This is a genomic window from Anaerosacchariphilus polymeriproducens, assembly GCF_003363435.1.
Classification (GTDB): Bacteria; Bacillota; Clostridia; order Lachnospirales; family Lachnospiraceae; genus Anaerosacchariphilus; species Anaerosacchariphilus polymeriproducens.
Map to the genome: position 1 here is coordinate 156,112 of NZ_QRCT01000016.1, position 23,503 is coordinate 179,614.

The window sequence follows — 23,503 nt, forward strand, 5'->3', positions numbered from 1 at the left end:
TTCTATAGAAAATCTGTATTTTCTTTAACCTTTCTGCAACAGGTTTCAAACATCATATATTGCATGTAATACTCATTGAAATCATCGTCCTTAGAAAGACTGATTTCTTCTGCAACATCAATCATTTTGTCGATTTTTAATCCGGCTTCTTCATCAAATAGATATTCCACCGCTCCTGCCAAAGAACTATTTCCCACTGCTTGTATTCTCCCACAAAATTCAGCTGGCAGCAATCCAATTAATATCGCTTTTTTAATGTCAATTTTATACCCAAATCCTCCTGCTAAATAGATCTTATCTATTTGTTCATATGTTACACCAAATCTTTTTAGTAGTATTTCTATTCCTGCTCTTACAGCAGCTTTCGCTAATTGTAATTCTCTGATATCTTTTTGTGTAAAATTAAGTTTTCTTCTCTGTCTGTCTGACCCTAATGGATATCCCTCTTTAAAATAAGTACTTTCTAAAAGTCCTGTTTCATCCACTAGTCCTGCCCTAACAAGCTCTGACACAATTTCAACTACTCCGGTTCCGCATATTCCAACTGCCGGCTTATTTCCAATCGTTCTAATGTCTAACCCCTCTTTTGTAATATCAACATTACAGATTGCTCCTTGAATACTTCCTACTCCACAAGAAATATAGCCGCCCTCAAAAGCAGGACCTGCTGCTGTTGAAGTACATAAAATTCTATTTTTATTACCAACTACTATTTCTCCATTCGTACCAAGATCAATGAAAACTGATGTCTCATCCATTTTATAGAAATTGTATTTATACAACCCTGATATAATATCTCCTCCAATGAATGTTGATATACCTGGAAGTATAATAATTTCAGCTTTTATATCTTCCATACCCAATAATGCTCTGCAATCTGTTCTAATTGTTGAAATATTTACCGGGGTAAATGGATACTCGCCTAAGCTTTCACAAGAATAATTCATAAGCAGATGAACCATTGTTGTATTTGCTCCAACAGCTATAGACTTTACGTTTTCCTTCTTAAATTCCTTATTACTTAATAGTTCTTGAATACCTTTTCTTAAATCACTGCGAATAATCTTACACAATTGCTCCTTTTTTCCTTCATTGGAAGCCTTGATCCTGGAAATCACATCAGCACCAAAATCTCTTTGATGGTTCATTGCAGTATGTGTATGAAGCACTTTTTTTGTATTTTTTCCAACTAATTGAAAAACCAATGTAGTCGTACCGATATCTATTCCAATCACATATTCATTATCATACTCAAATTCATTTTTTTCAGACTTTTTTTCATAGTGAGAAATAATTGAAAACTCTTGCTCTTGTTCCTGTAATAGCAATACTTTACATTCATCAACCGGTACTGCCTTACAAGCCAGACGGTAACCTTTCTTTAATTCAGCAGAACTAAAAAACTTCCTATCTTCCATTGATATTTCTAATTTCCCATCTAATAAACAAATTTTACATTTTCCACATAGACCCACCCCTCCACAATAAGTGGCTTGAGCAATACCAGCTTGTCTTAGCCCTTCTAGAAGATTCTGTCCTTTTTTTATTTCTATCAATGTTCCCTGATTCATTTGAGTTTCATTGTATACATAAATTTTTATCTTACCACTCATAATACATGCTCCTCCTTTCACAACTATTAGCATCTTATCGTTAGAAGAAAAAAGGATGACTCATTTTATGAGGCACCCTTCTATTCTATTTACACGACTCAATTACGTTCATGAAGGACTTGATTCATATTTCCCATCTTATATCCGCCTAAATCAAGAGCCGTATATAAAAATCCAATTTTCTTAAAATAATTACTTATTTCATTTTGAATTTTCTCATCATATAATTTTTCCATTTCATTTCTCTCAACTTCAATTCTTGCCAATGTACCATGATGTCTTACACGAATTTGTGAGAAGCCTAACTCCATTAAATAATTTTCGCATTGCTCAATCATATGAAGCTTCTCTTTGGTAATCAACTCTCCATAAGGAATTCTTGTTGCAAGACAGGAATAAGAAGGTTTCTGCCATGTATTCAATCCTAGTTCTTTGGAAAGTAGGCGGATTTCTTGTTTTGATAACTCAGTATCTCTTAGAGGACTCTTTATTTCCAATTCTTGTAAAGCAGCTAATCCTGGTCTGTAATCCATCATGTCATCTAAATTTGATCCTTCCAATACATATGGAATACCATGTTGCAACGCTTCCTGTTTCATTTTTAGAAACAACTCTTTTTTACATAGATAACAACGATTTTCTGGATTTTCCGAAAATCCTTTGATGTCGGATTCATTCATTTCACAAATTTTATAATGAATATTTTCTTTCTCCAAAAATTCAACCGCTTCTTTTAACTCTCTTTTGGGCATATGATTCGTTTGTATAATGAATGCTAAGCAGTTGTTACCAATTGCTATTTTTGCAATTTTTAATAAAAAAGTGGAATCAACACCGCCTGAAAATGCAATTGCTGCTTTTTTATAACTTTTAATTATTTGCACCAATTTGTTTTTCTTTTGTTCTAAATCTTCTTGCTTTATCATCTTATATTATCCTCTAACTGTTGTATTGCATTATCCTGAATCATGGCATATGCACTCTGAAAGTCAATATTATGAGCCTCACATATATTTCTTACGCTTTCATATTCCGGATAGCAGAAAGTCTGCTCTTCAAAATAGCATATTTTTGCCTTCGTGATTCCAAATTGAGTATTGACTGTTAACATCTTTCTATCTAGGATTCTTCTTTTTATAGGGAATTTTCTAATCCCAATCGTAGTCGTTTGATAGAAAATGATACCTTCCATCGTTTCAATTTCTGACATCTGACAGATTACATTTAATAGATATGCAGGACGATTTTTCTTCATAAAAATTGGTATATAATATACATCTCTTGCCCCTGCCTGAAACAACTTTTCCATCGTATAGGATAAGGTTTCTCCTGTACTGTCATCGATATTGCTCTCTAAGATCCATAAATCTCCCTCAGAATTTTTATTTTCTTCTATAATCATCGCACGCAAAATATTAGCATGTTCAAATTCTTTACATCCAATACCAATACCTACTCTCTCTATCTTTCCTTCATAAGAATGTTGTTCCAAATTTTTTAAATAGGCCGCTATCGCAGCTCCTGTAGGTGTAACCATTTCGCCTTGACAATTTGTAATTTGAATAGGAAGGTTATATTCTTGTATAATATTCACAACTGCAGGTACCGGAACCGGAATCTTACCATGTTGACACTCTGTATAACCCTGTCCTTCATATAGAACAGAAACTGCAACATGCTCAATTCCCAATCGTTCCACACAGACAGCTGCTGCTATGATATCAATAATAGAATCGATTGCTCCAACTTCATGAAAATGCACTTTTTCAATTGAAATCCCATGAGCTTTCGCTTCTGCTTTCGCTACAATTTCAAATATACCTTTCGCACTTTGTTTTACACGGTCCGAAAGATTTGCTTCATCAATAATATGATAAATATCTGTAAGATTTCTATGAGATACAGGCTCTTCTTTCAATATTACCCGGAAAGCGGTACCTTCAATTGATTTTTTAGTTTCTTTTTTAATTTCAATTTCATAACCTGATAAAGGAAGTTCTTCTAACACTTTTTGTAAATAATCTTTTTCTACCCCTAAATCCAGAAAAGCGCCAACTGTCATATCACCACTTATTCCAGAATAACACTCAAGAAATAATGTTTTTTTACTCACTCGCCTCAACCACCAATCTGTTTATTTGAGAAGCCACATAAGCAGCTCCATATCCATTATCAATATTTACCACTGAGATTCCATTTGCACATGAATTTATCATAGTCAATAGAGCAGAAACTCCTCCAAAATTGGCCCCATAACCAACAGAGGTAGGCACTGCAACTACCGGTTTGTTCACCAATCCGGCCAAGACACTGCCCAATGCTCCCTCCATCCCGGCAACTGCTATAATACAATTCGCTTGATTCAAATTCTCCACATGATTCAAAAGCCTATGTATTCCAGCCACTCCAACATCATAACAACGATAAACTCTATTCCCAAAAAACTCGGCTGTCAAAACAGCTTCCTCTGCCACCGGAATATCTGCTGTACCGGCTGTACAAATAGCAATAAGACCTTTTTGTTCAATAGGCTTTCGTACTACTTTTACTATTTTGGACAGAGGGTCATAATCAGTCTCCGAAATCTGTGCTTTTATAATTTCATACTGCTCTTCGCTTGCTCTTGTTCCAAGAATATTATCATTCTCCAAAGATAGATGATAGAAAATAGAAGCCGTCTGTTCTTTTGTCTTTCCTTCACAATACACAACTTCTCCGTAACCTGCCCTGCTCTTTCTATGATGATCCAGTTTCGCAAATTCTAAATCTTCATAAGGAAGTTTTTTCAAAATTTTCTCTGCATCTTCTATTGAAAGCTCTTCCCTTTTTACTCTTTCTAGTATTTCATAAATATTCAATTATCCTTCTTCCTTTCTCGAAGAATCTTCCCACTTATCAAAACTATATTATATATTGGAAAAAAAAGCAATCTTGTTAAAATAAATATTTAGAGAATTTTGTATAGGCAGCAAAAGCAGATGGGATAGAATATTCCTTTTTCGTCTGATCCGGATCTACAAACAAATACCCTTTAAAGTTCATATCCTGCGGTTCTTCAATCCTGACGACAAAACCTTTCATATGCCATTCTATATGAGAAAAAATATGTTTCGAGTCTTCTAGCTTTTGAATCCGGATTGGTAAAAGACCTTTTTCTTTCACCCAATTCAGTACTTCTTCCTCTGACAGACTTCCTAAAAAATTAGGAAATTCATAAAGTCCCGCCAACAAACCTTTTGACGGTCTTTTCTGTATCATAACTTTATTTCTGTCCTGTAGTATAACGACTGTACGCTCTTCTATTTTTCTCTTTTTCTTAGGCTGCTTTTTGGGCAATTCCATGACAATCCCTTGTTTTCTAGCTTCACAATAATGATACCATGGACACATTTCACATTTTGCCATACCGTTGGGGATACAGACCATTGCTCCAAGTTCCATAAGCGCTTGATTGAAATCTCCGGCTCTTTTTTGTGGCATTACCTGAAGAAGTTTATTTTCCATATCTTTTCGAACCGATTGTTTCATGATATCACTTTCATCAGCCGTTAATCTAGAGATGACCCGTAATACATTTCCATCTACTGCAGGTACCGGAATTTGAAATGCTATGGATGCAATTGCTCCTGCTGTGTAGGAACCAATCCCTGGTAATTCTAATAACTGCTTATAATCACCCGGCATTTTCCCATTATACTTTTCAATAATGACCCTTGCCGCTTTTTGCATATTTCTCACTCGATTATAATAACCAAGACCTTCCCATAGTTTCATCAAAGCATCTTCATTTAAGTTCGCTAAATGCTCAATGGTAGGCAATGCCCCTACAAATCTTTCAAAATATGGTTTCACTGCCTCTACTCTCGTCTGTTGCAGCATTATTTCAGAAACCCATACACGATAAGGCGTAGCTTCCTCTCTCCATGGAAGAATCCTTCTATGATCATCATACCAATCAAGTAATGGCTGTACAACAAGCTTTAAATTTATTTCCTTCTTCATCTTTAACCTCACAATTTCAAACTAACAAAATCCCCATTGTTTCTCATCATGTATTATCATAACACATAATGGTTTTCAATGAGGATTCCTTTTATTGGATTTATAATATTTTTGATAAGAATTCTTTCAATCTGGAGTTCTGTGGGTTTTCAAAAAATTCTTTTGGCTGATTCTGTTCTATGACTTGTCCTTTATCAATAAACAGAATCCGATTCGCTACTTCTTTTGCAAATCCCATTTCATGAGTAACAACCACCATTGTCATTCCATCCTTTGCAAGATCTTTCATCAACTCTAACACTTCTCCAACCATCTCCGGATCTAATGCAGAAGTCGGTTCATCAAATAACATAACATCCGGATTCATCGCTAATGACCGAACAATTGCAATACGTTGTTTCTGACCTCCTGATAATTGAGACGGAAAGTCATTCGCACGTCCTTCAAGACCAACTCTTTTTAATAATTTCATTGCATTTTCTTCTGCCTCTTCTTTACTTTTGTTTTGCAATTTCATAGGAGCAATGCATAGATTTTTCAGAATTGTCATGTGCGGAAATAAATTAAAATGCTGAAAAACCATTCCCATTTTCTGGCGGTGAATATTAATATCTACTTTGCTGTCAGTAATATCCACACCCTCAAAATAAATTTTCCCTTCTGTAGGTATCTCTAACAAATTTAAAGAGCGAAGAAAGGTAGATTTTCCTGAACCGGAGGGACCTATAATGACCACTACTTCACCTTTGTGAAATTCTTCCGTAATTCCATCTAAAGCAAAAAAACCTTTTCCAAATTCTTTTCGTAAATTTTCAACTCTAAATAATGTATTTTGATTAGTGCTCACTATTACGCAGCCTCCTTTCCAGCATATTTACCAATTTGGTAAAGATAAGAACCATCGTTAAATAAATAAGTGCTACCGCTATTAACGGCATAAACGCATTATAAGTACGACTCCTAATTATATCCCCGCCTCTAGTTAAGTCTTGCAACGCTATATAACCTGAAACGGATGTCTCTTTTAACAATACAATAAATTCATTTCCCAAAGCGGGAAGTATGTTTTTAAATGCCTGCGGCAATATAATATAAATCATGGTTTGTACATAATTAAATCCTAAGCTTCTTCCTGCCTCGAACTGTCCTTTATCTATTGACATAATTCCTGATCGAACGATTTCTGCTACATATGCGGATGAATTAAATCCAAAAGCTAAAATAGCAACAATTATTTTACTAATATTAACGGAACCAAATATTACAAAAAATATAATTAACAATTGAACTACAACCGGTGTACCTCGTATTATAGTAATATATAATTGACTAATAAAATTTAATACTTTTAGTTTTCCTGTTTTATCATAAGTTGCTCTGATAACAGCTAATAAAAAGCCTAAGATCACTCCCAATATTAAAGCAAAAAAAGTGACCTGTAATGTTACTCCTAATCCATCCCAAATATATCTCCATCTTTGATCATCTATAAAATTATTAACAAAATTATCTCTAAATCCACTCAAGATTCCTTCCTCCGTTTAGCTATAGCTACTTCTAAAACTTCTCCTATAAAAAGAATAAGGCACTTATGACAAAGCACCTCATCTAAATTGTAATCCTTTTCCTTACTACTCAGCTACAATAATAACCTGACGTCCTGTATAATAACTATCCGTAAAATTAATTGATTTTAAACGATCCTCAGTAACAGTCATACCCGCACAACCAATATCTGCTTTTCCACTTTGAACTGCAGCAATGATTGAATCAAAAGCCATGTCTTCAATTTTAAGCTCTTTTCCTAATTTATCCGCAATTGCTTTTGCAAAATCAACATCTAACCCCACAATTTCTTTTCCTTCATAATATTCATAAGGTTGAAATTCTGCATTTGTAGCCATAACTAAAGTTCCGCTGTATTTTATATCTGCTGGAGATTCATATCTTTTCGCATCTTTATTTTGACCTATATAGTAATCTACAATGCGATCCAATGTTCCATCGTCTTTTAATTCTTTAATCGCTTTATTGATATCTTTTAATAAATTTTCATTTTCTTTTGCTATACTAATCGCATAATCTTCCTCTACATATTCCGTATCTAAAATTTTTAGACCTTTGGTTCCTTTAATAAATACCTGAGCGGGTTGATCGTCAATAACAACTGCATCGATTTTTCCCTGTTTTAATGCCTGTACTGCTTCAACAGCTTTATTGAATCGTTCAACATTAATGGAATCCTCATCAGAAATTAATAAATCTCCAGTAGTTCCTGTCTGTACGCCTACTTTTTTTCCACTTAAATCATCTGGTCCATTAATCACTGCTTTTTCTTTTTTAGCACATGCAGACAGCGAAAAAGCCATAACAGCAATTAACATGGTAGCTAATATTTTCTTCATAATAAATATATCCTCCTAATCATATAAACAATCTTATAAAGTATTTTATCATGTTTTTCACAAAACTCAAGCATGCTTTTGCATAAATAATAAAAAACTTTGTATTTTTAATCTAAAAAAGAGGGATTTTAAACTATCCTCCCTCCTTTAGAATTTAATTTTTATTCACCTAATGCAATTCTACGCAAGTTATTTTTCAATTTGTCCCTCTCTTCAGGTGACAAGAACTGTAGAACTTCTTCATTCACATCATCTACAATTTTAATAATAGGTTCTTCTAAAGCTTTCCCTTTTTCTGTAATTTCTACCAAAATAAAACGTCGATCTTCTTCACTAATCGTTCTGACAATCAACCCTTTCTTTTGCATGCGGTCTAAGACCCCAGAGATTGTTGAAGTTTCGATGCCTAATGCTTCGGCTATTTCTTTCGGATTTGCTTTATTCATATCCCATAAACATCTCAATACAGCATATTGACTTGGTGTAATATCATATTCTCCTAAACGATTGCTCAAATTTTGTGAGACCGTATGTTGAGCAGTTGTGAGTAAATAATTGATACATTGTGTTAATTCCACATGTCATTCCTCCAATTTTCGTGACTATCAGACATTATTTTAGCAGAATAATCGAAAAGAGACAATAGATTTTTCATTATTTCCTTATATTTTCAAAAAGAATTGGGTATATTAGTTAAGATGTTATTTATGACTCTTATTAGTTTGTCTATTAAATATCTTGCATGCTAGTCGTTTTATTGGTATTTTTTTGTAATAAAACTTAATTTTAACAACTTTATAGTTAAATTGTTGTCATATTTTTACTTTTATCTCTATTTATTTGTTAACATCACCATAATGTGACCTACTTTTTTCAAAAACTACTATAGAATCTTTGATAAACTCTTGACATATTCTTTAATATTGTTTACATTATTAAATAAGAGAGATTGCATTAATAATGCAACCCAAACTTTTAAATTCTTTATTCTATATTAGGAGGTTTTTCATTATGAACAACGTTACATTGTCAATTGAAAACGAAGTTGCTGTAGTCACAATCGACAGACCAAAATCACTTAATGCTCTTAACAGCGAAACACTTGCAGAATTGGGGGAAGTTTTCTCTGACATCGAAAAAAGAAAAGACGTTAAAGTTCTTATCTTAACAGGTTCAGGCGAAAAAGCTTTTGTTGCAGGCGCAGATATTTCAGAAATGGTAAACGCATCCCCTGCTGAGGGCAGAACTATGGCTCTTCTGGCTGCAGAATCATTTGCAAAATTAGAAAATATGCCACAAGTTACAATCGCTGCTGTTAATGGTTTTGCTCTTGGTGGTGGTTGTGAAATATCAATGGCCTGTGATATCCGTGTTGCATCTGAAAATGCAAAATTCGGTCAGCCTGAATGTGGTCTTGGAATCTTGCCTGGATTCGGTGGTACACAAAGACTTCCTCGTTTGGTCGGAAAAGGACGGGCAAAAGAATTGATTTTTACATGTGATATGATCGATGCACAAGAAGCTTATAGAATTGGTCTGGCAAATAAAGTAGTTCCTCAAGCTGAATTATTAGATTACTGTAAAAAAATGGCTGCTAAAATTATTTCTAACGGAAGTTATGCAGTTTCATTAGCAAAAGCTGCTATTAATACCGGATTAGATACGGATCTTGCAAGTGGTTTAAAATTTGAAGCAGATGCATTTGGACTTTCCTTCTCTACTTACGACAAGAAAGAAGGAATGACAGCTTTCCTTGAAAAAAGAAAAGAAAAAAATTTCAAAGATTTTTGATTTTAGGAGACGAAAAAAATTATGAATAAAGTAAGTATTATTACTGCCGCTGAAGCTGCTGAAATGATTCAGGATGGCATGACAGTTACTACCTCAGGTTTTGTAGCCAGCGGCATGCCTGAAACATTAACTAAGGCAATAGAAAAAAGATTTTTAGAAACCGGTTCTCCTAAGAACCTGACACTTTTTTATGCAGCAGCGCAAGGAAACAGAGATGGCAGCGGAGCAGATCGCTTCGCTCACGAAGGAATGCTAAAAAGAGTAATTGCCGGTCATTATAACATGGCACCTGAATTAGGAAAATTAGCTTTAGAAAATAAAATTGAAGCATACAATTTACCTCAAGGAACGCTCTCTCAACTTTGCCGTGACATTGCCGGTCATAAATTAGGTACCTTAACACATGTTGGTTTAAATACATTTGCCGATCCAAGGATTGAAGGTGGTAAATTAAACAGTATCACAACAGAGAACATTGTAGAAGTTGTTAATATTTTAGGTGAAGAAAGATTATTATATAAATCGTTCCCTCTTAATATGGGATTTCTTCGTGGCACATATGCTGATGAACAAGGTAATATCTCTATGGATGAAGAAATTGCTACCCTTGAAGCGACTGCAGTTGCTCAAGCTGTAAAAAACAGCGGTGGTAAAGTTATCGTACAAGTAAAAAAAGTTGTTCAAAATGGCACATTGGATCCAAAATCAGTAAAAATACCTGGGATTTATGTTGATGCAGTCGTAATTGCTGATTCTCCGGAAAATCATCAACAATGCATTGGCTGCGATTTTGATGCTTCCATGACTGGAGAATATAGAATTCCATTAAGTGGTATTCGATATCCTTCCTTGAGTCCCAAAAAAATCATTGGACGAAGAGCTGCCATGGAATTAACCCCTAACACTATTGTGAACTTAGGTATTGGAATTCCGGAATACATCTCTATGGTTGCAAATGAAGAAGGAATTTGTGACTATATGACTTTAACTGTTGAAGCCGGTCCTATTGGTGGTGTACCTCAAGGCGGAGCAAAATTTGGAGGTGCGGTGAATCCAGAAGCAATTCTTGATCAACCTACCCAGTTCGATTTTTATGATGGCGGCGGCGTTGATTTAGCCTTCTTAGGACTTGCACAGGCTGACAAAGAAGGAAATATCAATGTTAGTAAATTTGGTCCAAGAATTGCCGGTTGCGGTGGATTTATAAATATTACCCAAAATTCAAAGAAAGTCTTCTTCTGTGGAACCTTCACAGCTGGTGGTTTAAAAACTGAAATTAATGACGGTAAACTTGTTATTCTTCAAGAAGGTAAGTCAATTAAGTTCATAGATCACGTAGAACAGATCACATTTAGTGGCAAATATGCGAACAAAACCGGTCAACCGGTAATGTATATCACAGAAAGAGCAGTATTTGAATTACGCGATGACGGCGTTTACTTAACAGAAGTTGCTCCAGGGATAGATATCCAAACTCAAATCTTTGATTTAATGGAGTTTAAACCTAAAATGGATGGAGAACCTAAACTAATGGATCTCCGCATCTTTAAGGATGAAAAAATGGGCTTAAACAATTAGAAAAAAGCTATTGGAACTTACTATATAAGATCCAATAGCTTTTCTATTCTTTATAATATCCATTAACTTTAAGTTTTTGTTTATTATCATACATCAATTCATCTGCTCGATTCATAGTATCAAACAAATTCTTGTCTATATCCGAATCAAATTTCGCATATCCTATAGAAATTCCCATTTGCATCTGTGTGTTTGGAACCTTTAATTTCTCTAATTTCTTTTTCACTTCCATTCCCAACACATTGTATGTGGCCATATCACAATCTTTTATCAATGCACAAAATTCATCTCCACCTATACGATAAATACTTCCATAACTATCAAAGATATCATACATAATTTCACTGCAAATGATAATATAATAGTCGCCCATACTATGACCATAGACATCATTAAATCCTTTTAAATTATTTAAATCCATCATTACAATTCCGTATTTAGCGTACTCTTCTTTTGGTATTGAGTTTACTTTTTTCGTATACGCGGCTCTATTCTCTAAATTTGTCAAAACATCATGATAAGCTATTTTTTCAATTTGCTCTGCCTCTTTCCCAACTCGGGCCAACCATAAGGTATTACGTATTTTCATATTGGTCAAAAGAATTGTTAACATTGCTACCGGTGCAATTATAAATGTGCTCATCTGTTTATCTCCTAAGTAATAATCAAGAAAATAAAATCCCAAACTTAAACACATTACGAAAAGACATATTAAATGAAATTTACCTAATCTTCTCTGCTCACGGTCAAAAGTACGCATTTTCATTATTATTCCACAAGTCATTACCACAAATGATATCCCCATTGAAAAATGAATTAAAAACAATGTTTCCTTAAAATCTGCAATTCTAAAAATTGCTAATATAAATACTGTTGCTGTTAATATCTGGACAATTGTAGCAGCTACTTTCTGAAAACGATAATTTTCCACAGCATACGTAAGACGGAAAAACCTCATAAATGTATAAGGCATTAAAACTAAACTTAAGAATGCAGCCTGACTAAAAGCAAAATTATGCCCTAAATAAATCGGCAGGATCTGTGTTTCAATAACTGACCAGATACCCATTAAAAGAGCCAATACTCCTACATATAATACAGACTCATCCCATTCATAGACTTTTCTTAATGCAAAATAAACACCAAGCAGTACAATTCCACTCATCATAATTGTAGAAGCTATAATTAATGTCAACAGATTTCTGTTCAAAATATCATTAATTAAAAGATTTTTGGTTCCCATTTTAAACTCTGGTAAAATGCCGGCGTCTGATGGATAATTGGTAGTTATGCAAATCTTAAGTTCTTTCCCAAAATACATTCTTGGTATTGATACAATGTTCCATGCATTTCCCGGACTTTTAACAAAACTATTCTCCAAAGTCTTGAAGGAATAAATCAAAGAATTATCTGCATAAACTTCTACGTTTTCATGAACTGTAAAAAAAGCAATTGCATTTCCTTCTTTTATATTTTCCGGTATTTTGTTATATAAGGTAAGAGTTTTGCCTGCTGTCCATTCAACCTTTTGTGTTCCCTCTTTTATAGGTAAAATTTCACTACCATTATCATATGACCAGCCATTTTTAAAATCTTGTATGTTCCCATTATACTTTTCATATCTCTCACTTTGATTAAAGAAAATAATCATAACAAGTAATACAAGAGTAATTATGACCTCGGCACCAAATATCTTTAAAGGTATCTCTTTCATTTGCCTTTCCTTTCTCATACGCTCATATTAACATATTAATTTATTTTTAAGAATTATTCAATTGTTTCTTTCATTTTCTTCCAATTTCCATCAAATATTTTCTGCTAATTAATAATAAATTAGAAAAAATAGCACTAGAAATTCACTTCTAGTGCCACTTTATATTAAAAAATATATTTTCTTTTAATCCCAAAGTTTTTTATATATCACTTTTAAATCTTCTGCTGTAAGCTCTTTTCTTGTATTTCCAGGGCTTCCGGAAGCTATTGCATCTGATGCCATTTTATCAATTGATGCAAAGAATTTATCTTTATCTATGCCTTTTTCAGCTAATGAAGGAGTATCTAATTCCTTTACAATATTTGCAAGTGCATCTAAAAATTTCTTACTTGCTGTCTCATCTGAATCTGAATCTGTTGCTACACCTATTTCCTTACCTAAAACTGCAAAGCGATCATATGCACCATCAAGTACATAGCTAAGCCCTTCTTTTAATAACATTGCGTTTGATAAACCATGAGCAATATGAAATAATGCTCCAATTGGTCTACTCATACCATGAATTACAGTTACAGACGCGTTGTTAAATGCTATACCAGCCTCTAAAGCTGCGATAGCCATTTGTTCTCTTGCCTCTGCATTCGTACCTTCTTTATAAGCGATTGGTAAATATTTAAAAATTCTCTTAACTGCAGAAACAGCAAATACATCAGATAATGGCTGCGCTTTTCTTGATGTATATGCTTCAACTGCATGTGTTAAAGCATCTAGACCTGTTGCAGCTGTAATAAAATCTGGAGCTGTCATTGTAAATTGTGGATCATTAATTGCTAAACTTGGCATTAAAACAGGTCCTTTTAGTAACATTTTAATATCTTTCTTTGTATCAGTAATAATAGTGAACTGCGTTGCTTCTGAACCTGTACCTGCTGTAGTCGGAATTGCAACAGTTGGAGGTGTTTCTTTTTCAATAACTTTACCCATATAATCAGAAATCTTTCCACCACTTGTAACTAAAGCAGCAATAGCTTTCATGGAATCGATTGGACTGCCGCCACCTACAGAAATTAAAAAGTCACATTCCTCATTTTTATATAATTCTAAACCTTTTTCAATCATTATGTCTGTAGGTTCACCATTAATTTCAGCATATACTACATATGATACTCCCTGGTTGTTCAATGCTTCTTCTACTTTTGCACAATTTCCCAGTTGTACCATTACACTATCTGTAACAATCAAAGCCTTTTTACCATAGCTTTTGAAAAATTGTTCAGCGTCTTTTAATGCATTTTCTCCAGTTACTACTTTTTTTGGCATTATAAATTGATTTCCCACAATATTTCCTCCTATGTTTTTCAAATAAAATTTGTATATCACTTTGTCTATATTTTATCAATTTGACAAACATATGTCAATAGTTAATCAATAGTTAATTAAAAATAGCCCATAAGTCTTTCAGGTCCTACTAATACTTTTCGACTGACACAAATAACTCCTTTATCGTTTATTTCTAAGCTCCATTTAACAAGAAATATGGACTTATCATGTATCTCTATAGCGGTAATACCATAAGGATGTACACAACATCCAGCATTAATATATTTGTATTCGCCTGGTTTTGGTAACATAGGTCTATGGGTATGTCCTGTAATTATTACTTGATTATGTGTTGAGCTCCATTTAATCAACTCGTTTTCAGTTATTTTTTTAGCCTTATTATTTTGTGCAGGACTTGTCGGATCATGCATTCCAAAATTTTCAAGCTTTCTCCAAAAATTTTTCACTAAAAATTTGGAAATTCCAGAAAGATAATCATTAAACAATTCCCCCTGATGTCCATGAACCAAAAAAATACTATAATCAGCTTCTTTTAAAATTAATCCTTCATAAACCGGACAATTACAAAACTCTTTACCCATTCCTATCTTTTTTTTAATTTCATCATGATTACCGTATATAACATACATTCTATTTTTATTACAAAACTTCTCTAATATCTGAAATATTTCCTTATATTGATTTTTTATATCCTGATAATTGCTGTTCTCCCAGAGTTCATCTCCATCCCCCAATTCAATATAAGTGAAATATTTATTATAATAATATTGTAAAGCAGCTTTGTAAATGTTTTGATTATGCGCAAAGTTATCACTCCAATTGCCAACACCTCTATGACAATCACTCATAATTACAATAGGTTCTTTTTCATCAATTTTAATTTCCGGTGCCGTTTGAAACACTTGGGTCAATCTTTGCATTCGAAACATAAGAGCCCCCTTTAATCCAATAACTTGAATATTTCCCTGGTCTTCCCTATTTTCATTGTGACATCAAATAATAATGGATATTCCATCGTTAGATATAAAATTTTATCTAACGTACTATCATAATCTTTCGTGATTCTATTATAAATTTTACAATTTTTTTTGTTCTCTTTTTGTTTCAGTCTAACTAAAAATTTCTTATTATCTCTTGGTTGTTTTGCATAAGGAACATCAAAAGTAACAAAGACAGTGTATCCTTTAATGTAAATCTGCTTACCCTCATATCCTGCCTTCTGAACTCCCCTTAAAAATGCCATACACATCTCTTGATTCGGAAATACAATTTCAATTTCACCATGTAGATCTTGCGGATCTACAAACTCTCCTACTGCAAAGTTTGCCAGCCACCAATGTCTTTTTTTCTGTTCAAATAGAATATTTTCTTTGTTCCATATAGTCATCCCTATGGGTAGAAAATCATCTTCATTCAATGACTTATATACGTTTTTATTAATAATTCCATCCGTTGATTTTTTTCTATTATATATTCCTACTTCTGCACCAGCTGTCAATCCATATTGCCCTTTCCAGAATTCAACCAGCCATAATTTTTCATCATATTCAAAATGAATTGGCTCGCAATCAAAAATCATATTAAAAAATGGTGCCATCTCATCATATAATTTGGAATATCCGAAATCTTTCTGCCAAGCATCCGTTCTACTCGATATGCAATCCCACATTGTATTGTACATATAACCATATGGTTTTAACAATTCATTAAGCTGATTTACTTTTTCACTATATTTTTTATTATGGAGCAAATTATAAAATGCTCTTCTTCTTCTACTATCTTGAAGCCATAATCTTATAAGTAAAAGTAAGAGTACTACTATTATAATAACGCACCCAGGATATATATAAGATTTCACAGTAATCATCTTCTTCCCTTCTCTATTACTATTACTATATGAAAAAAAGATTATCCTGCTCTAAGTAATCATTGGTTTTTTCTATTTTCTATGATATGATTCTTGATGAAATAATATCATAAATTAGTTAGGAGTTTTCATTGTGAATATAATATTAGCTGATAATATAGTAAAGGGGTACTCAGACCGTATTCTACTCAATCAAGTGACTTTTGGTATACATCAGAATGATAAAATTGGAGTTGTCGGTATAAACGGTACCGGAAAAACAACTTTTTTAAAGATTTTAGCGAAGCTTGAACAAACGGATTCGGGAAATATCATCTATAACAACAATATTACTGTAACCTATCTTCCACAAAATCCTGTTTTTGAAACTAACTGTACTATACTGGAATATATTTTAGCAGATAAGAATATTCAAACCAAAAATTGGAATGTAGAAGGTGAAGCTAAATCTATTTTAAACAAACTAGGTTTTTGGAACTACGATCAATCAATAGAACATTTATCCGGTGGAGAAAAAAAGAGAATAGCGCTAGCAAAAGCTATCGTTTTGCCATCTGATGTACTTATTTTAGACGAGCCAACAAACCATTTAGATTTAGAAATGATTGATTGGCTTGAAAATTACTTAAAAAAATTTAGGGGTGCTTTCATAATGGTTACACATGACCGATATTTTCTTGACCGTGTAACGAATAAAATGGTAGAAATTGATCAACAAAATATCTACAATTATAATACAAACTATTCCGGCTTTGTAGAACTTCGAAGGCAACGAATGGAAATGGAAGCAGCCTCTGACCGAAAACGACAAAGTATTTTAAAAACGGAACTGGAATGGTTAAAACGTGGTGCAAGAGCACGCTCTACAAAACAAAAAGCAAGAATTGAACGAATTGATGAGCTTCAACAAACTGAATCGCCAAAACCTAACGAAAAGGTGGAAATTGATTCTTTAGGCAGTCGCTTAGGTAAAAAAACAATTGAATTGACTAATATTTCAAAAGCATTCCCTGACAAAACACTGATTCATAACTTTACTCATATCTTCTTAAGGGATGAACGTGTTGGTTTCATTGGGCCAAATGGTTGCGGTAAATCTACACTCATGAAAATTTTAATTGGAAACTTATCACCTGATTCTGGTAATGTTGAAATCGGAAGTACAATAAAAATCGGATATTTTGCCCAGGAAATTGATGATATGGATTCTAATTTAAGAGTTATTGATTACATCAAAAACGAAGCCGAATATATTACTACCTCTAACGGCACTATCTCTGCTTCTCAAATGTTAGAAAGATTTTTATTTACCCCATCTATGCAATGGACACCAATTTCAAAACTATCCGGAGGCGAAAAAAGACGTCTATATTTATTAAAAGTACTTATGACCTCCCCTAATGTGCTTATCTTAGATGAGCCTACCAATGACTTAGACATAGCTACTTTGACAATTCTTGAAGATTACTTAGATACATTTCAAGGTATCGTTATTACAATTTCTCATGACCGTTATTTTCTTGACCGTATTGTAGACCGTATTTTTGCTTTCGAAGCAAATGGAGACCTCAAACAATATGAAGGAGGTTATTCAGATTATTATAATACCGCTAATAGAAACGATAATGAAACTTTAAATGTAAAAGAAGAAAAGAAAAAGTCAGAAAAAACGCAAAAACCAAAAGTCAAAAAATTGAAATTTACTTTTCAAGAACAACGTGAGTTTGATACAATTGATGATGACATTGCTGTCTTAGAAAATAACATACAACAACTCGAAACCGAAATGGAAGAATATGCAAGTCAATATACTAAGCTGAATGAACTTATGAATCAAAAAAAAGAGTTAGAGGTGCAATTAGAAGTTAAATACGAAAGATGGGTGTACCTTAATGATTTAGATGCTAAGATTAATAGTGAAAAGTAAAGGGATTCTTTTCATGGATTCTATAAAATGTTTTGTGTTACAACTGATATGTCTAACATTTTATAGAATCTCTATATAAAAGTATTAAATAAAAGAATTGCTAATATCTTATGATTGATTATTTGTTTCAATAGCCTCTATTTTAAAAGGTTCATTGTTATAATTATTATGAGAAAAATAGTAAAATATTATTTTATCCCCTACTTTTAAATCCAAGTTTTCAAATCCATACACATTTTCACAATTCAAAGTTGTTTGACCATCTTTAAATAATTCATCATTAATTATTGATACTACTAATGTTTTCTTTTTTTTATCAATGGCTATAACAGTTCCTTTCGAATTAAGTCTATATACATCAGATGATTTACCCCTTTTAAAACCTTCAGTATCATTTTTAAAAATTTTAATAGATATTATAATTCCTATAATTATTATGAGTACACTTATGATAATTGTTTTTTTTCTCATTTTACTTACCTATTAAATCTCCCTTCTCTTTGGATTGAGGGCAACCATAAATTCGATATGTACATTATTTCTCTTTAGCTGATTCAATTATCAAATGATTACTAATAAAACAGGCCAAAAATATAAATATAGCAGCTATTATAAATATAATCCTTAAATTTAAATTTTCAGCAAGTATACTAAAAATTGTTATAGATAAAGTCCTTAAATTTGTTACTATAAATCTTACACTGGTAAAAACTCTTCCTAACATAGTTTGTTCTACATTTTTTTGTATCATAGATCGTATTCCATTTGGTGCTGATCCTGCACCAATACCTATTAATACGTAACTAGACAGTAAAATATATTGGTTACTTGTAAGAGATACGCATAAAGTACCAACTCCCAAAATTAGTAAACCATATTTAATTAATTTTTTAGTATCAATAAATTTTTTTTTGATAATAATACTAGAACTAATAATAATTCCAACACCTTCGGCAGCAGTTATCCAACCATACATATCTGGTCTTAAATTCATATTCTTAGAAATGAATACAATAATCAATGAACTGCTAATCCCTACTCCCATTAATAATAAGCCCCAAATGTAAATAATTTTTCTTATAAATAGATCTGTAAAAATAAATTTAATTCCTAACTTTACTTCTTTATAAAAATTATTTTTTATTACAATGGAAATATTTTTATGTACTTTCAATGTTAATACAAGAATAGCAGCAATTATAAACGATATAGAATTTATTACTATGCTGCCTTTTATTCCAAAACCATTTAATAACAAAGTTGCTATAATCGGACCGATTATCATAGTAATCGAATCAGAAACAGACAAAAATGAGTTAGCTTTTGTAATCTCATCTGTGTTTATAATTTTAGGCAATATCGTATTATTGGTTGCCCTATTTAGTTCATCATTTATTCCTAATATGATCGATGCTAGAAATATTGGTATTTTAGAAATGTTAAATAAAAGTATGATTAATATAACTGCTCTTATTATATTTGAAGTAAATAATATGAATTTATTATTTATCTTATCAATTAGTGTTCCAATGATAGGTACAAAAAATAAAGAAGGTATAAATTGAAAAATAAAATACCCTCCTATTACAATCGATGAACCTGTTATTTTATATAAATATATTATAATTCCAATGTCGTATATATAATCTCCTAACGAGGATATAATATTAGTTATTATAAATATAATAAAATTAAAATTTCTTTTCATTTTGTCTCTCAAGTCCCGAGTCTTTATTTGTCCAGCTTTCCAACCATATAAATTTTTTTGTTGTATATTGTTATTTAAATAGACATATGCTATAATACTTATATAAAGAGTGGTACTGAGTTAGTACCCCTCTGCATTAGTCTTAAGTTTAAATAACCGCCGGCTTTAGCGAGGGGCGGTTATTTTTTTTTGCAACACGCTATTATTAGTGTCGCAAAACCAACTAACATAAGAACAAATGTGAATAAATCACTATAGCTTACATATGTCATTGGCAACACCCCCTTCCCCGATTAACAAATAACGCTATCGTTATCGAGTAACCACAGAGAGGGACTAACCGTTCCCACTTTCCATATTATACCATAACATTCAGGAATAGAAACATCAATTTACATAAAAAAAGTTCTGTGTCTTATTTATTGGACAATGATTGTTGTTCAGGTCCGTTTAATGAACTCCTCCCTGCATTTGGGACATGTAATAGCAATTTTTCCTTTACCTTTTGGTACACGGACCATTTGTTTACACTTAGGGCATTTGAAGAAACTATATGTTTTCCTTTCTTGCATACGTTTCTTTTTCTTTTGAAACCACTGTATTACTTTATTATAATGCATTAAAAATTTTTGATTTTCTTGATATCTTCTATATGTATTCTTTGATAGTGTACGAAATAAAATATAACCAAGCAGTATATAGCTGACTATAAACAAAAATTCTAATCTTACAATTGTACTTATTAATGATACAACAACCGCACTAACTAAAAGAAATCTATTTAACTTATCTGTTCCATATCTTCCCTGCATAAATCGTACAAACTTTTCTTTCATATAACCCAACCTTTCTATTGCTTGATAGCCTATTTGCTATTTTAACATAATAGTTTAAAAATACCATAAATTAAAAATAAAATTAAAATTAATTAAATTCCAGATTTAAAACGACATAAAAAGAATAATTTGTTGAATTTTGAATCATACTAAAGTATCAGCTTACTTTTCTTTTACTTTTTAAAGAAATTTGTAAACTGAATTCATATAAATGCGAATACATCTGTATTCAAATTATCAACCCTATAGAAAGGCGTGATATTTATGAAGGATAACGAAGTAAAAGACACTGTGGATCCATTAGATGAAGATTATTTTGTTTCTAATTCAACACAGGATTGCACAGGATTAATCCCTTCTCTTCCTCAAAGTTCTTCAGAAATAAATTCATATGAAGAACTTTATAATTTCCTGCCACGTCCGGTAAGAAATAAATTAAAGGAAGATGGAACTTTCTAAAAATAGAAAGTGTTATCTTTAAACTTTCTATAGTTGAACTCTAAAAAAGTGAGTATCGCTATATGACTATAAAAAGTCAGGAGCGATGCTCACTTTTCTATTATACTGTATTAACTGAAATATTAACTGACAGGTTTTAAATTTTTTAATGAAAAATCCAGAATTGGAGCTGAATGCGTTAAAGCTCCACTTGATACAAAGTCTACACCAATTTCTGCAATTTCTTTTAACCGATCACTGGTTACATTACCGGAACATTCTGTCTGTGCTTTATTTCCGATGATCTTAACTGCTTCTTTCATAGTTTCATTATCCATATTATCCAACATAATAATATCCGCACCTGCTTCAACAGCTTCTTTCACCATCTCAAGATTTTCTACTTCTACTTCTATTTTCCGTACAAAAGGTGCGTATTCTCTAGCCATACTAATAGCCTTAGCAACACTTCCTGCAGCTCCTATATGATTATCTTTAAGTAAAACACCATCTGAAAGATTATAACGATGATTACAGCCTCCACCTACTGTCACTGCATACTTTTCAAATGGTCTCATATTTGGTGTCGTTTTTCTGGTATCCAATAATCTCGTTTTATAACCGTTTAATATATCTGCATATGTTTTGGTATAAGTGGCTATTCCACTCATTCTCTGCAAATAATTAAGCGCTGTTCTCTCACCGGATAGCAAAACACGAATGTCTCCTTTTATAGTACCAATCACTGTTTTATTTGAAACAAAATCTCCATCTCTAAACTGTGTTTCAAACACCGTATTTTCATCCAAAAGCTCGAAAACCCTCTGAAATACCAAAAGACCACAAATGACTCCATCTTCTTTGGCAATCAATTGCGCCTGCCCATTTTTTGATTCTCTCATGACAGCATTTGTTGTTACATCCTCACTGGTGATATCTTCTTTCAATGCACTTAAAAGATAGGTATCAATATTAGTCTTCATCGTTACACCATTTATCATAAAAATCTATATCCTTTCGCTTAATCTCGTCTAACACTATTTTATTATAATCTGTTGTCTCTATATCAGTGATGGGTAATTGATGTTTTATAACAGTGTCATTTTCTATTCTGGTTTTATCTGAATGTACGATTGCATTCGCCGCTTCTTGGGAGAAAACCAAGCTTTCTAGCAACGAATTACTTGCCAGTCTATTTTTTCCGTGAACACCATTACAAGCCGTTTCGCCGACTGCATAAAGATGTTTCATACTTGTTTCCCCTTTTTGATTCGTTTTAATTCCACCCATTAAATAATGTTGTGCTGGAGTAACCGGGATATCATCTTTTCCTAGTACATACCCCTCTTCTAAGCAATACTCATATATTTTGGGAAATCGTTTCTTTGCTTGTTCGCTTGTCATATTTTCTAGCCTAAGATAAACATGATCCACATGATATTTCTTCATTTCTGCAAATATTGCCTCCACAACTACATCCCTGGGTAATAATTCATTTACGAAACGTTCTTTCTTTTCGTTCAACAAAACAGCACCTTCACCTCGTACAGATTCCGAAATCAGTAATCGTCTTCCATGTTTTTTAGAATAAAGCGCAGTCGGATGTATTTGAATATAATTAATATTTTCTAATTCTATATTATTTTTTATTGCTATAGCAAAACTATCTCCGGAAATATGAGAGAAATTCGTTGAATTTTTAAAAAGACCTCCTAATCCACCCGTTGCTAAAATTACATAGTTTGCAAAAATTGGTTGAATCGATTCCTCTTTATACTTTAAATATATACCATAACATACATTGTCTTCTTGAATAATATCTGTCATCGTTGCATATTCAAGTATGTTTATATTGTCACGCTTTTTAGCATTTACTATCAGCTTTGTAACAATTTCCTCACCGGTAGAATCATTTTTGTGTAAAATTCGATTTGCACTATGTCCGCCTTCTCTTGTATAATCATATTCACCATTTTTTAGATCAAATTTTACTCCATATTTAATTAAATTTTCAATGATCTGATTTGATTTTTGTATCATTACTCTTACAGACTCTTTATCATTCTTGTAATGACCGGCTTTCAAGGTATCCTCAAAATAACTATCATAGTCATTTTCGTTAAGTAATGTAGATATACCACCCTGGGCTAAATAAGAATCACTATTTATCAAACTATCTTTTGTTATCATTAATATGTTATAATCATTTGGTAAAGTCAATGCAGCATAAAGGCCCGCTGCACCGGTACCGACAATTATCACATCATAACTATTATTCATTTG

General features: G+C 32.5%; 22 protein-coding genes. 4 read left to right on the top strand and 18 right to left on the bottom strand.

All coding sequences use genetic code 11. The annotated features are described in order from the left end of the window. Positions 1 to 2: 2 nt before the first annotated feature. The 9 genes from DWV06_RS06910 to DWV06_RS06950 all read right to left on the bottom strand — a co-directional run bounded on the left by DWV06_RS06910 (position 3) and on the right by DWV06_RS06950 (position 8,598). Positions 3 to 1,613, bottom strand: a complete 1,611-nt coding sequence (locus DWV06_RS06910) for an ASKHA domain-containing protein (RefSeq protein WP_162300594.1) — start codon at positions 1,611 to 1,613, stop codon at positions 3 to 5. Between the two features lie 98 nt (positions 1,614 to 1,711). Then, positions 1,712 to 2,539, bottom strand: coding sequence for an ATP-dependent sacrificial sulfur transferase LarE (gene larE, locus DWV06_RS06915; RefSeq protein WP_115481450.1), 828 nt, complete (start codon positions 2,537 to 2,539; stop codon positions 1,712 to 1,714). After that, positions 2,536 to 3,726, bottom strand: coding sequence for a nickel pincer cofactor biosynthesis protein LarC (larC, locus tag DWV06_RS06920; RefSeq protein WP_268877873.1), 1,191 nt, complete (start codon positions 3,724 to 3,726; stop codon positions 2,536 to 2,538). Before larC ends, larE begins: the two co-directional genes overlap by 4 nt. Next, positions 3,719 to 4,471, bottom strand: coding sequence for a nickel pincer cofactor biosynthesis protein LarB (gene larB, locus DWV06_RS06925; protein ID WP_115481451.1), 753 nt, complete (start codon positions 4,469 to 4,471; stop codon positions 3,719 to 3,721). The genes larC and larB overlap by 8 nt, the downstream gene beginning before the upstream one ends. A gap of 76 nt (positions 4,472 to 4,547) precedes the next feature. Further along, positions 4,548 to 5,615, bottom strand: coding sequence for an A/G-specific adenine glycosylase (mutY, locus tag DWV06_RS06930; protein WP_115481452.1), 1,068 nt, complete (start codon positions 5,613 to 5,615; stop codon positions 4,548 to 4,550). A gap of 100 nt (positions 5,616 to 5,715) precedes the next feature. Next, positions 5,716 to 6,462 carry an amino acid ABC transporter ATP-binding protein gene (locus DWV06_RS06935; protein WP_115481453.1) on the bottom strand — a complete coding sequence of 249 codons (747 nt, stop codon included), beginning with the start codon at positions 6,460 to 6,462 and terminating at the stop codon, positions 5,716 to 5,718. Continuing rightward, positions 6,452 to 7,144, bottom strand: coding sequence for an amino acid ABC transporter permease (locus DWV06_RS06940; protein ID WP_115481454.1), 693 nt, complete (start codon positions 7,142 to 7,144; stop codon positions 6,452 to 6,454). Before DWV06_RS06940 ends, DWV06_RS06935 begins: the two co-directional genes overlap by 11 nt. Before the next feature lie 102 nt (positions 7,145 to 7,246). After that, positions 7,247 to 8,020 (bottom strand): transporter substrate-binding domain-containing protein, encoded by a 774-nt coding sequence (locus DWV06_RS06945; RefSeq protein WP_115481455.1) that lies wholly within the window; start codon positions 8,018 to 8,020, stop codon positions 7,247 to 7,249. Positions 8,021 to 8,181: 161 nt separating this feature from the next. Next, on the bottom strand, positions 8,182 to 8,598 hold the full coding sequence (locus tag DWV06_RS06950) for a MarR family winged helix-turn-helix transcriptional regulator (protein WP_115481456.1): 417 nt from the start codon (positions 8,596 to 8,598) through the stop codon (positions 8,182 to 8,184). Positions 8,599 to 9,031: 433 nt separating this feature from the next. On the opposite strand from DWV06_RS06950, the gene DWV06_RS06955 reads away from it, so the two are divergent. Together DWV06_RS06955 and DWV06_RS06960 are read left to right on the top strand one after the other, a co-directional pair. Beyond that, complete coding sequence (locus tag DWV06_RS06955; protein WP_115481457.1) at positions 9,032 to 9,811, top strand: enoyl-CoA hydratase-related protein; 780 nt, start codon at positions 9,032 to 9,034, stop codon at positions 9,809 to 9,811. 21 nt (positions 9,812 to 9,832) lie between these two features. Then, positions 9,833 to 11,389 (top strand): acyl CoA:acetate/3-ketoacid CoA transferase, encoded by a 1,557-nt coding sequence (locus DWV06_RS06960; RefSeq protein WP_115481458.1) that lies wholly within the window; start codon positions 9,833 to 9,835, stop codon positions 11,387 to 11,389. Between the two features lie 43 nt (positions 11,390 to 11,432). Here the strand turns inward: DWV06_RS06960 and DWV06_RS06965 are convergent, their stop codons facing one another. The 4 genes from DWV06_RS06965 to DWV06_RS06980 form a co-directional block, all read right to left on the bottom strand. Beyond that, a complete protein-coding gene (locus tag DWV06_RS06965) occupies positions 11,433 to 13,103 on the bottom strand; it encodes a GGDEF domain-containing protein (protein ID WP_162300595.1) in 1,671 nt (556 codons plus the stop codon). A 183-nt stretch (positions 13,104 to 13,286) separates the two neighbouring features. Then, the gene (locus tag DWV06_RS06970) at positions 13,287 to 14,423 is read right to left on the bottom strand and encodes an iron-containing alcohol dehydrogenase (RefSeq protein WP_408608140.1); all 1,137 of its coding nucleotides are present in this window, start codon (positions 14,421 to 14,423) and stop codon (positions 13,287 to 13,289) included. Positions 14,424 to 14,539: 116 nt separating this feature from the next. After that, on the bottom strand, positions 14,540 to 15,373 hold the full coding sequence (locus DWV06_RS06975; protein WP_115481461.1) for a metallophosphoesterase: 834 nt from the start codon (positions 15,371 to 15,373) through the stop codon (positions 14,540 to 14,542). 11 nt (positions 15,374 to 15,384) lie between these two features. Continuing rightward, entirely contained in the window at positions 15,385 to 16,311 is a 927-nt protein-coding gene (locus DWV06_RS06980; RefSeq protein ID WP_115481462.1) for a DUF4474 domain-containing protein, read from the bottom strand. Between the two features lie 133 nt (positions 16,312 to 16,444). On the opposite strand from DWV06_RS06980, the gene DWV06_RS06985 reads away from it, so the two are divergent. Then, positions 16,445 to 18,238, top strand: a complete 1,794-nt coding sequence (locus tag DWV06_RS06985; RefSeq protein ID WP_115481463.1) for an ABC-F family ATP-binding cassette domain-containing protein — start codon at positions 16,445 to 16,447, stop codon at positions 18,236 to 18,238. A gap of 108 nt (positions 18,239 to 18,346) precedes the next feature. On the opposite strand, the gene DWV06_RS06990 is transcribed toward DWV06_RS06985, so the two are convergent. The 3 genes from DWV06_RS06990 to DWV06_RS07000 form a co-directional block, all read right to left on the bottom strand. Further along, positions 18,347 to 18,709 (bottom strand): hypothetical protein, encoded by a 363-nt coding sequence (locus tag DWV06_RS06990; protein WP_115481464.1) that lies wholly within the window; start codon positions 18,707 to 18,709, stop codon positions 18,347 to 18,349. 64 nt (positions 18,710 to 18,773) lie between these two features. After that, positions 18,774 to 19,946, bottom strand: a complete 1,173-nt coding sequence (locus DWV06_RS06995; RefSeq protein WP_115481465.1) for an MFS transporter — start codon at positions 19,944 to 19,946, stop codon at positions 18,774 to 18,776. A 440-nt stretch (positions 19,947 to 20,386) separates the two neighbouring features. Beyond that, positions 20,387 to 20,782, bottom strand: a complete 396-nt coding sequence (locus DWV06_RS07000; RefSeq protein ID WP_115481466.1) for a hypothetical protein — start codon at positions 20,780 to 20,782, stop codon at positions 20,387 to 20,389. A 264-nt stretch (positions 20,783 to 21,046) separates the two neighbouring features. On the opposite strand from DWV06_RS07000, the gene DWV06_RS07005 reads away from it, so the two are divergent. Beyond that, entirely contained in the window at positions 21,047 to 21,241 is a 195-nt protein-coding gene (locus tag DWV06_RS07005; RefSeq protein ID WP_115481467.1) for a hypothetical protein, read from the top strand. A 122-nt stretch (positions 21,242 to 21,363) separates the two neighbouring features. Here DWV06_RS07005 and nadC read toward each other — a convergent pair whose 3' ends face one another. Together nadC and DWV06_RS07015 are read right to left on the bottom strand one after the other, a co-directional pair. Then, a complete protein-coding gene (gene nadC / locus DWV06_RS07010) occupies positions 21,364 to 22,218 on the bottom strand; it encodes a carboxylating nicotinate-nucleotide diphosphorylase (protein WP_334294004.1) in 855 nt (284 codons plus the stop codon). Next, a complete protein-coding gene (locus tag DWV06_RS07015; protein ID WP_115481469.1) occupies positions 22,193 to 23,500 on the bottom strand; it encodes an L-aspartate oxidase in 1,308 nt (435 codons plus the stop codon). The genes nadC and DWV06_RS07015 overlap by 26 nt, the downstream gene beginning before the upstream one ends. Positions 23,501 to 23,503 lie beyond the last annotated feature (3 nt).

Excerpts from the sequence above, each read along its gene's own strand:
- DWV06_RS06910 (WP_162300594.1), bottom strand. The coding sequence starts at position 1,613 with ATGAGTGGTAAGATAAAAATTTATGTATACAATGAAACTCAAATGAAT.
- larE (WP_115481450.1), bottom strand. The coding sequence starts at position 2,539 with ATGATAAAGCAAGAAGATTTAGAACAAAAGAAAAACAAATTGGTGCAA.
- mutY (WP_115481452.1), bottom strand. The coding sequence starts at position 5,615 with ATGAAGAAGGAAATAAATTTAAAGCTTGTTGTACAGCCATTACTTGAT.
- DWV06_RS06945 (WP_115481455.1), bottom strand. The coding sequence starts at position 8,020 with ATGAAGAAAATATTAGCTACCATGTTAATTGCTGTTATGGCTTTTTCG.
- DWV06_RS06955 (WP_115481457.1), top strand. The coding sequence starts at position 9,032 with ATGAACAACGTTACATTGTCAATTGAAAACGAAGTTGCTGTAGTCACA.
- DWV06_RS06960 (WP_115481458.1), top strand. The coding sequence starts at position 9,833 with ATGAATAAAGTAAGTATTATTACTGCCGCTGAAGCTGCTGAAATGATT.
- DWV06_RS06965 (WP_162300595.1), bottom strand. The coding sequence starts at position 13,103 with ATGAAAGAGATACCTTTAAAGATATTTGGTGCCGAGGTCATAATTACT.
- DWV06_RS06970 (WP_408608140.1), bottom strand. The coding sequence starts at position 14,423 with ATGCCAAAAAAAGTAGTAACTGGAGAAAATGCATTAAAAGACGCTGAA.
- DWV06_RS06975 (WP_115481461.1), bottom strand. The coding sequence starts at position 15,373 with ATGTTTCGAATGCAAAGATTGACCCAAGTGTTTCAAACGGCACCGGAA.
- DWV06_RS06980 (WP_115481462.1), bottom strand. The coding sequence starts at position 16,311 with ATGATTACTGTGAAATCTTATATATATCCTGGGTGCGTTATTATAATA.
- DWV06_RS06990 (WP_115481464.1), bottom strand. The coding sequence starts at position 18,709 with ATGAGAAAAAAAACAATTATCATAAGTGTACTCATAATAATTATAGGA.
- DWV06_RS06995 (WP_115481465.1), bottom strand. The coding sequence starts at position 19,946 with ATGAAAAGAAATTTTAATTTTATTATATTTATAATAACTAATATTATA.
- DWV06_RS07000 (WP_115481466.1), bottom strand. The coding sequence starts at position 20,782 with ATGAAAGAAAAGTTTGTACGATTTATGCAGGGAAGATATGGAACAGAT.
- DWV06_RS07005 (WP_115481467.1), top strand. The coding sequence starts at position 21,047 with ATGAAGGATAACGAAGTAAAAGACACTGTGGATCCATTAGATGAAGAT.
- DWV06_RS07015 (WP_115481469.1), bottom strand. The coding sequence starts at position 23,500 with ATGAATAATAGTTATGATGTGATAATTGTCGGTACCGGTGCAGCGGGC.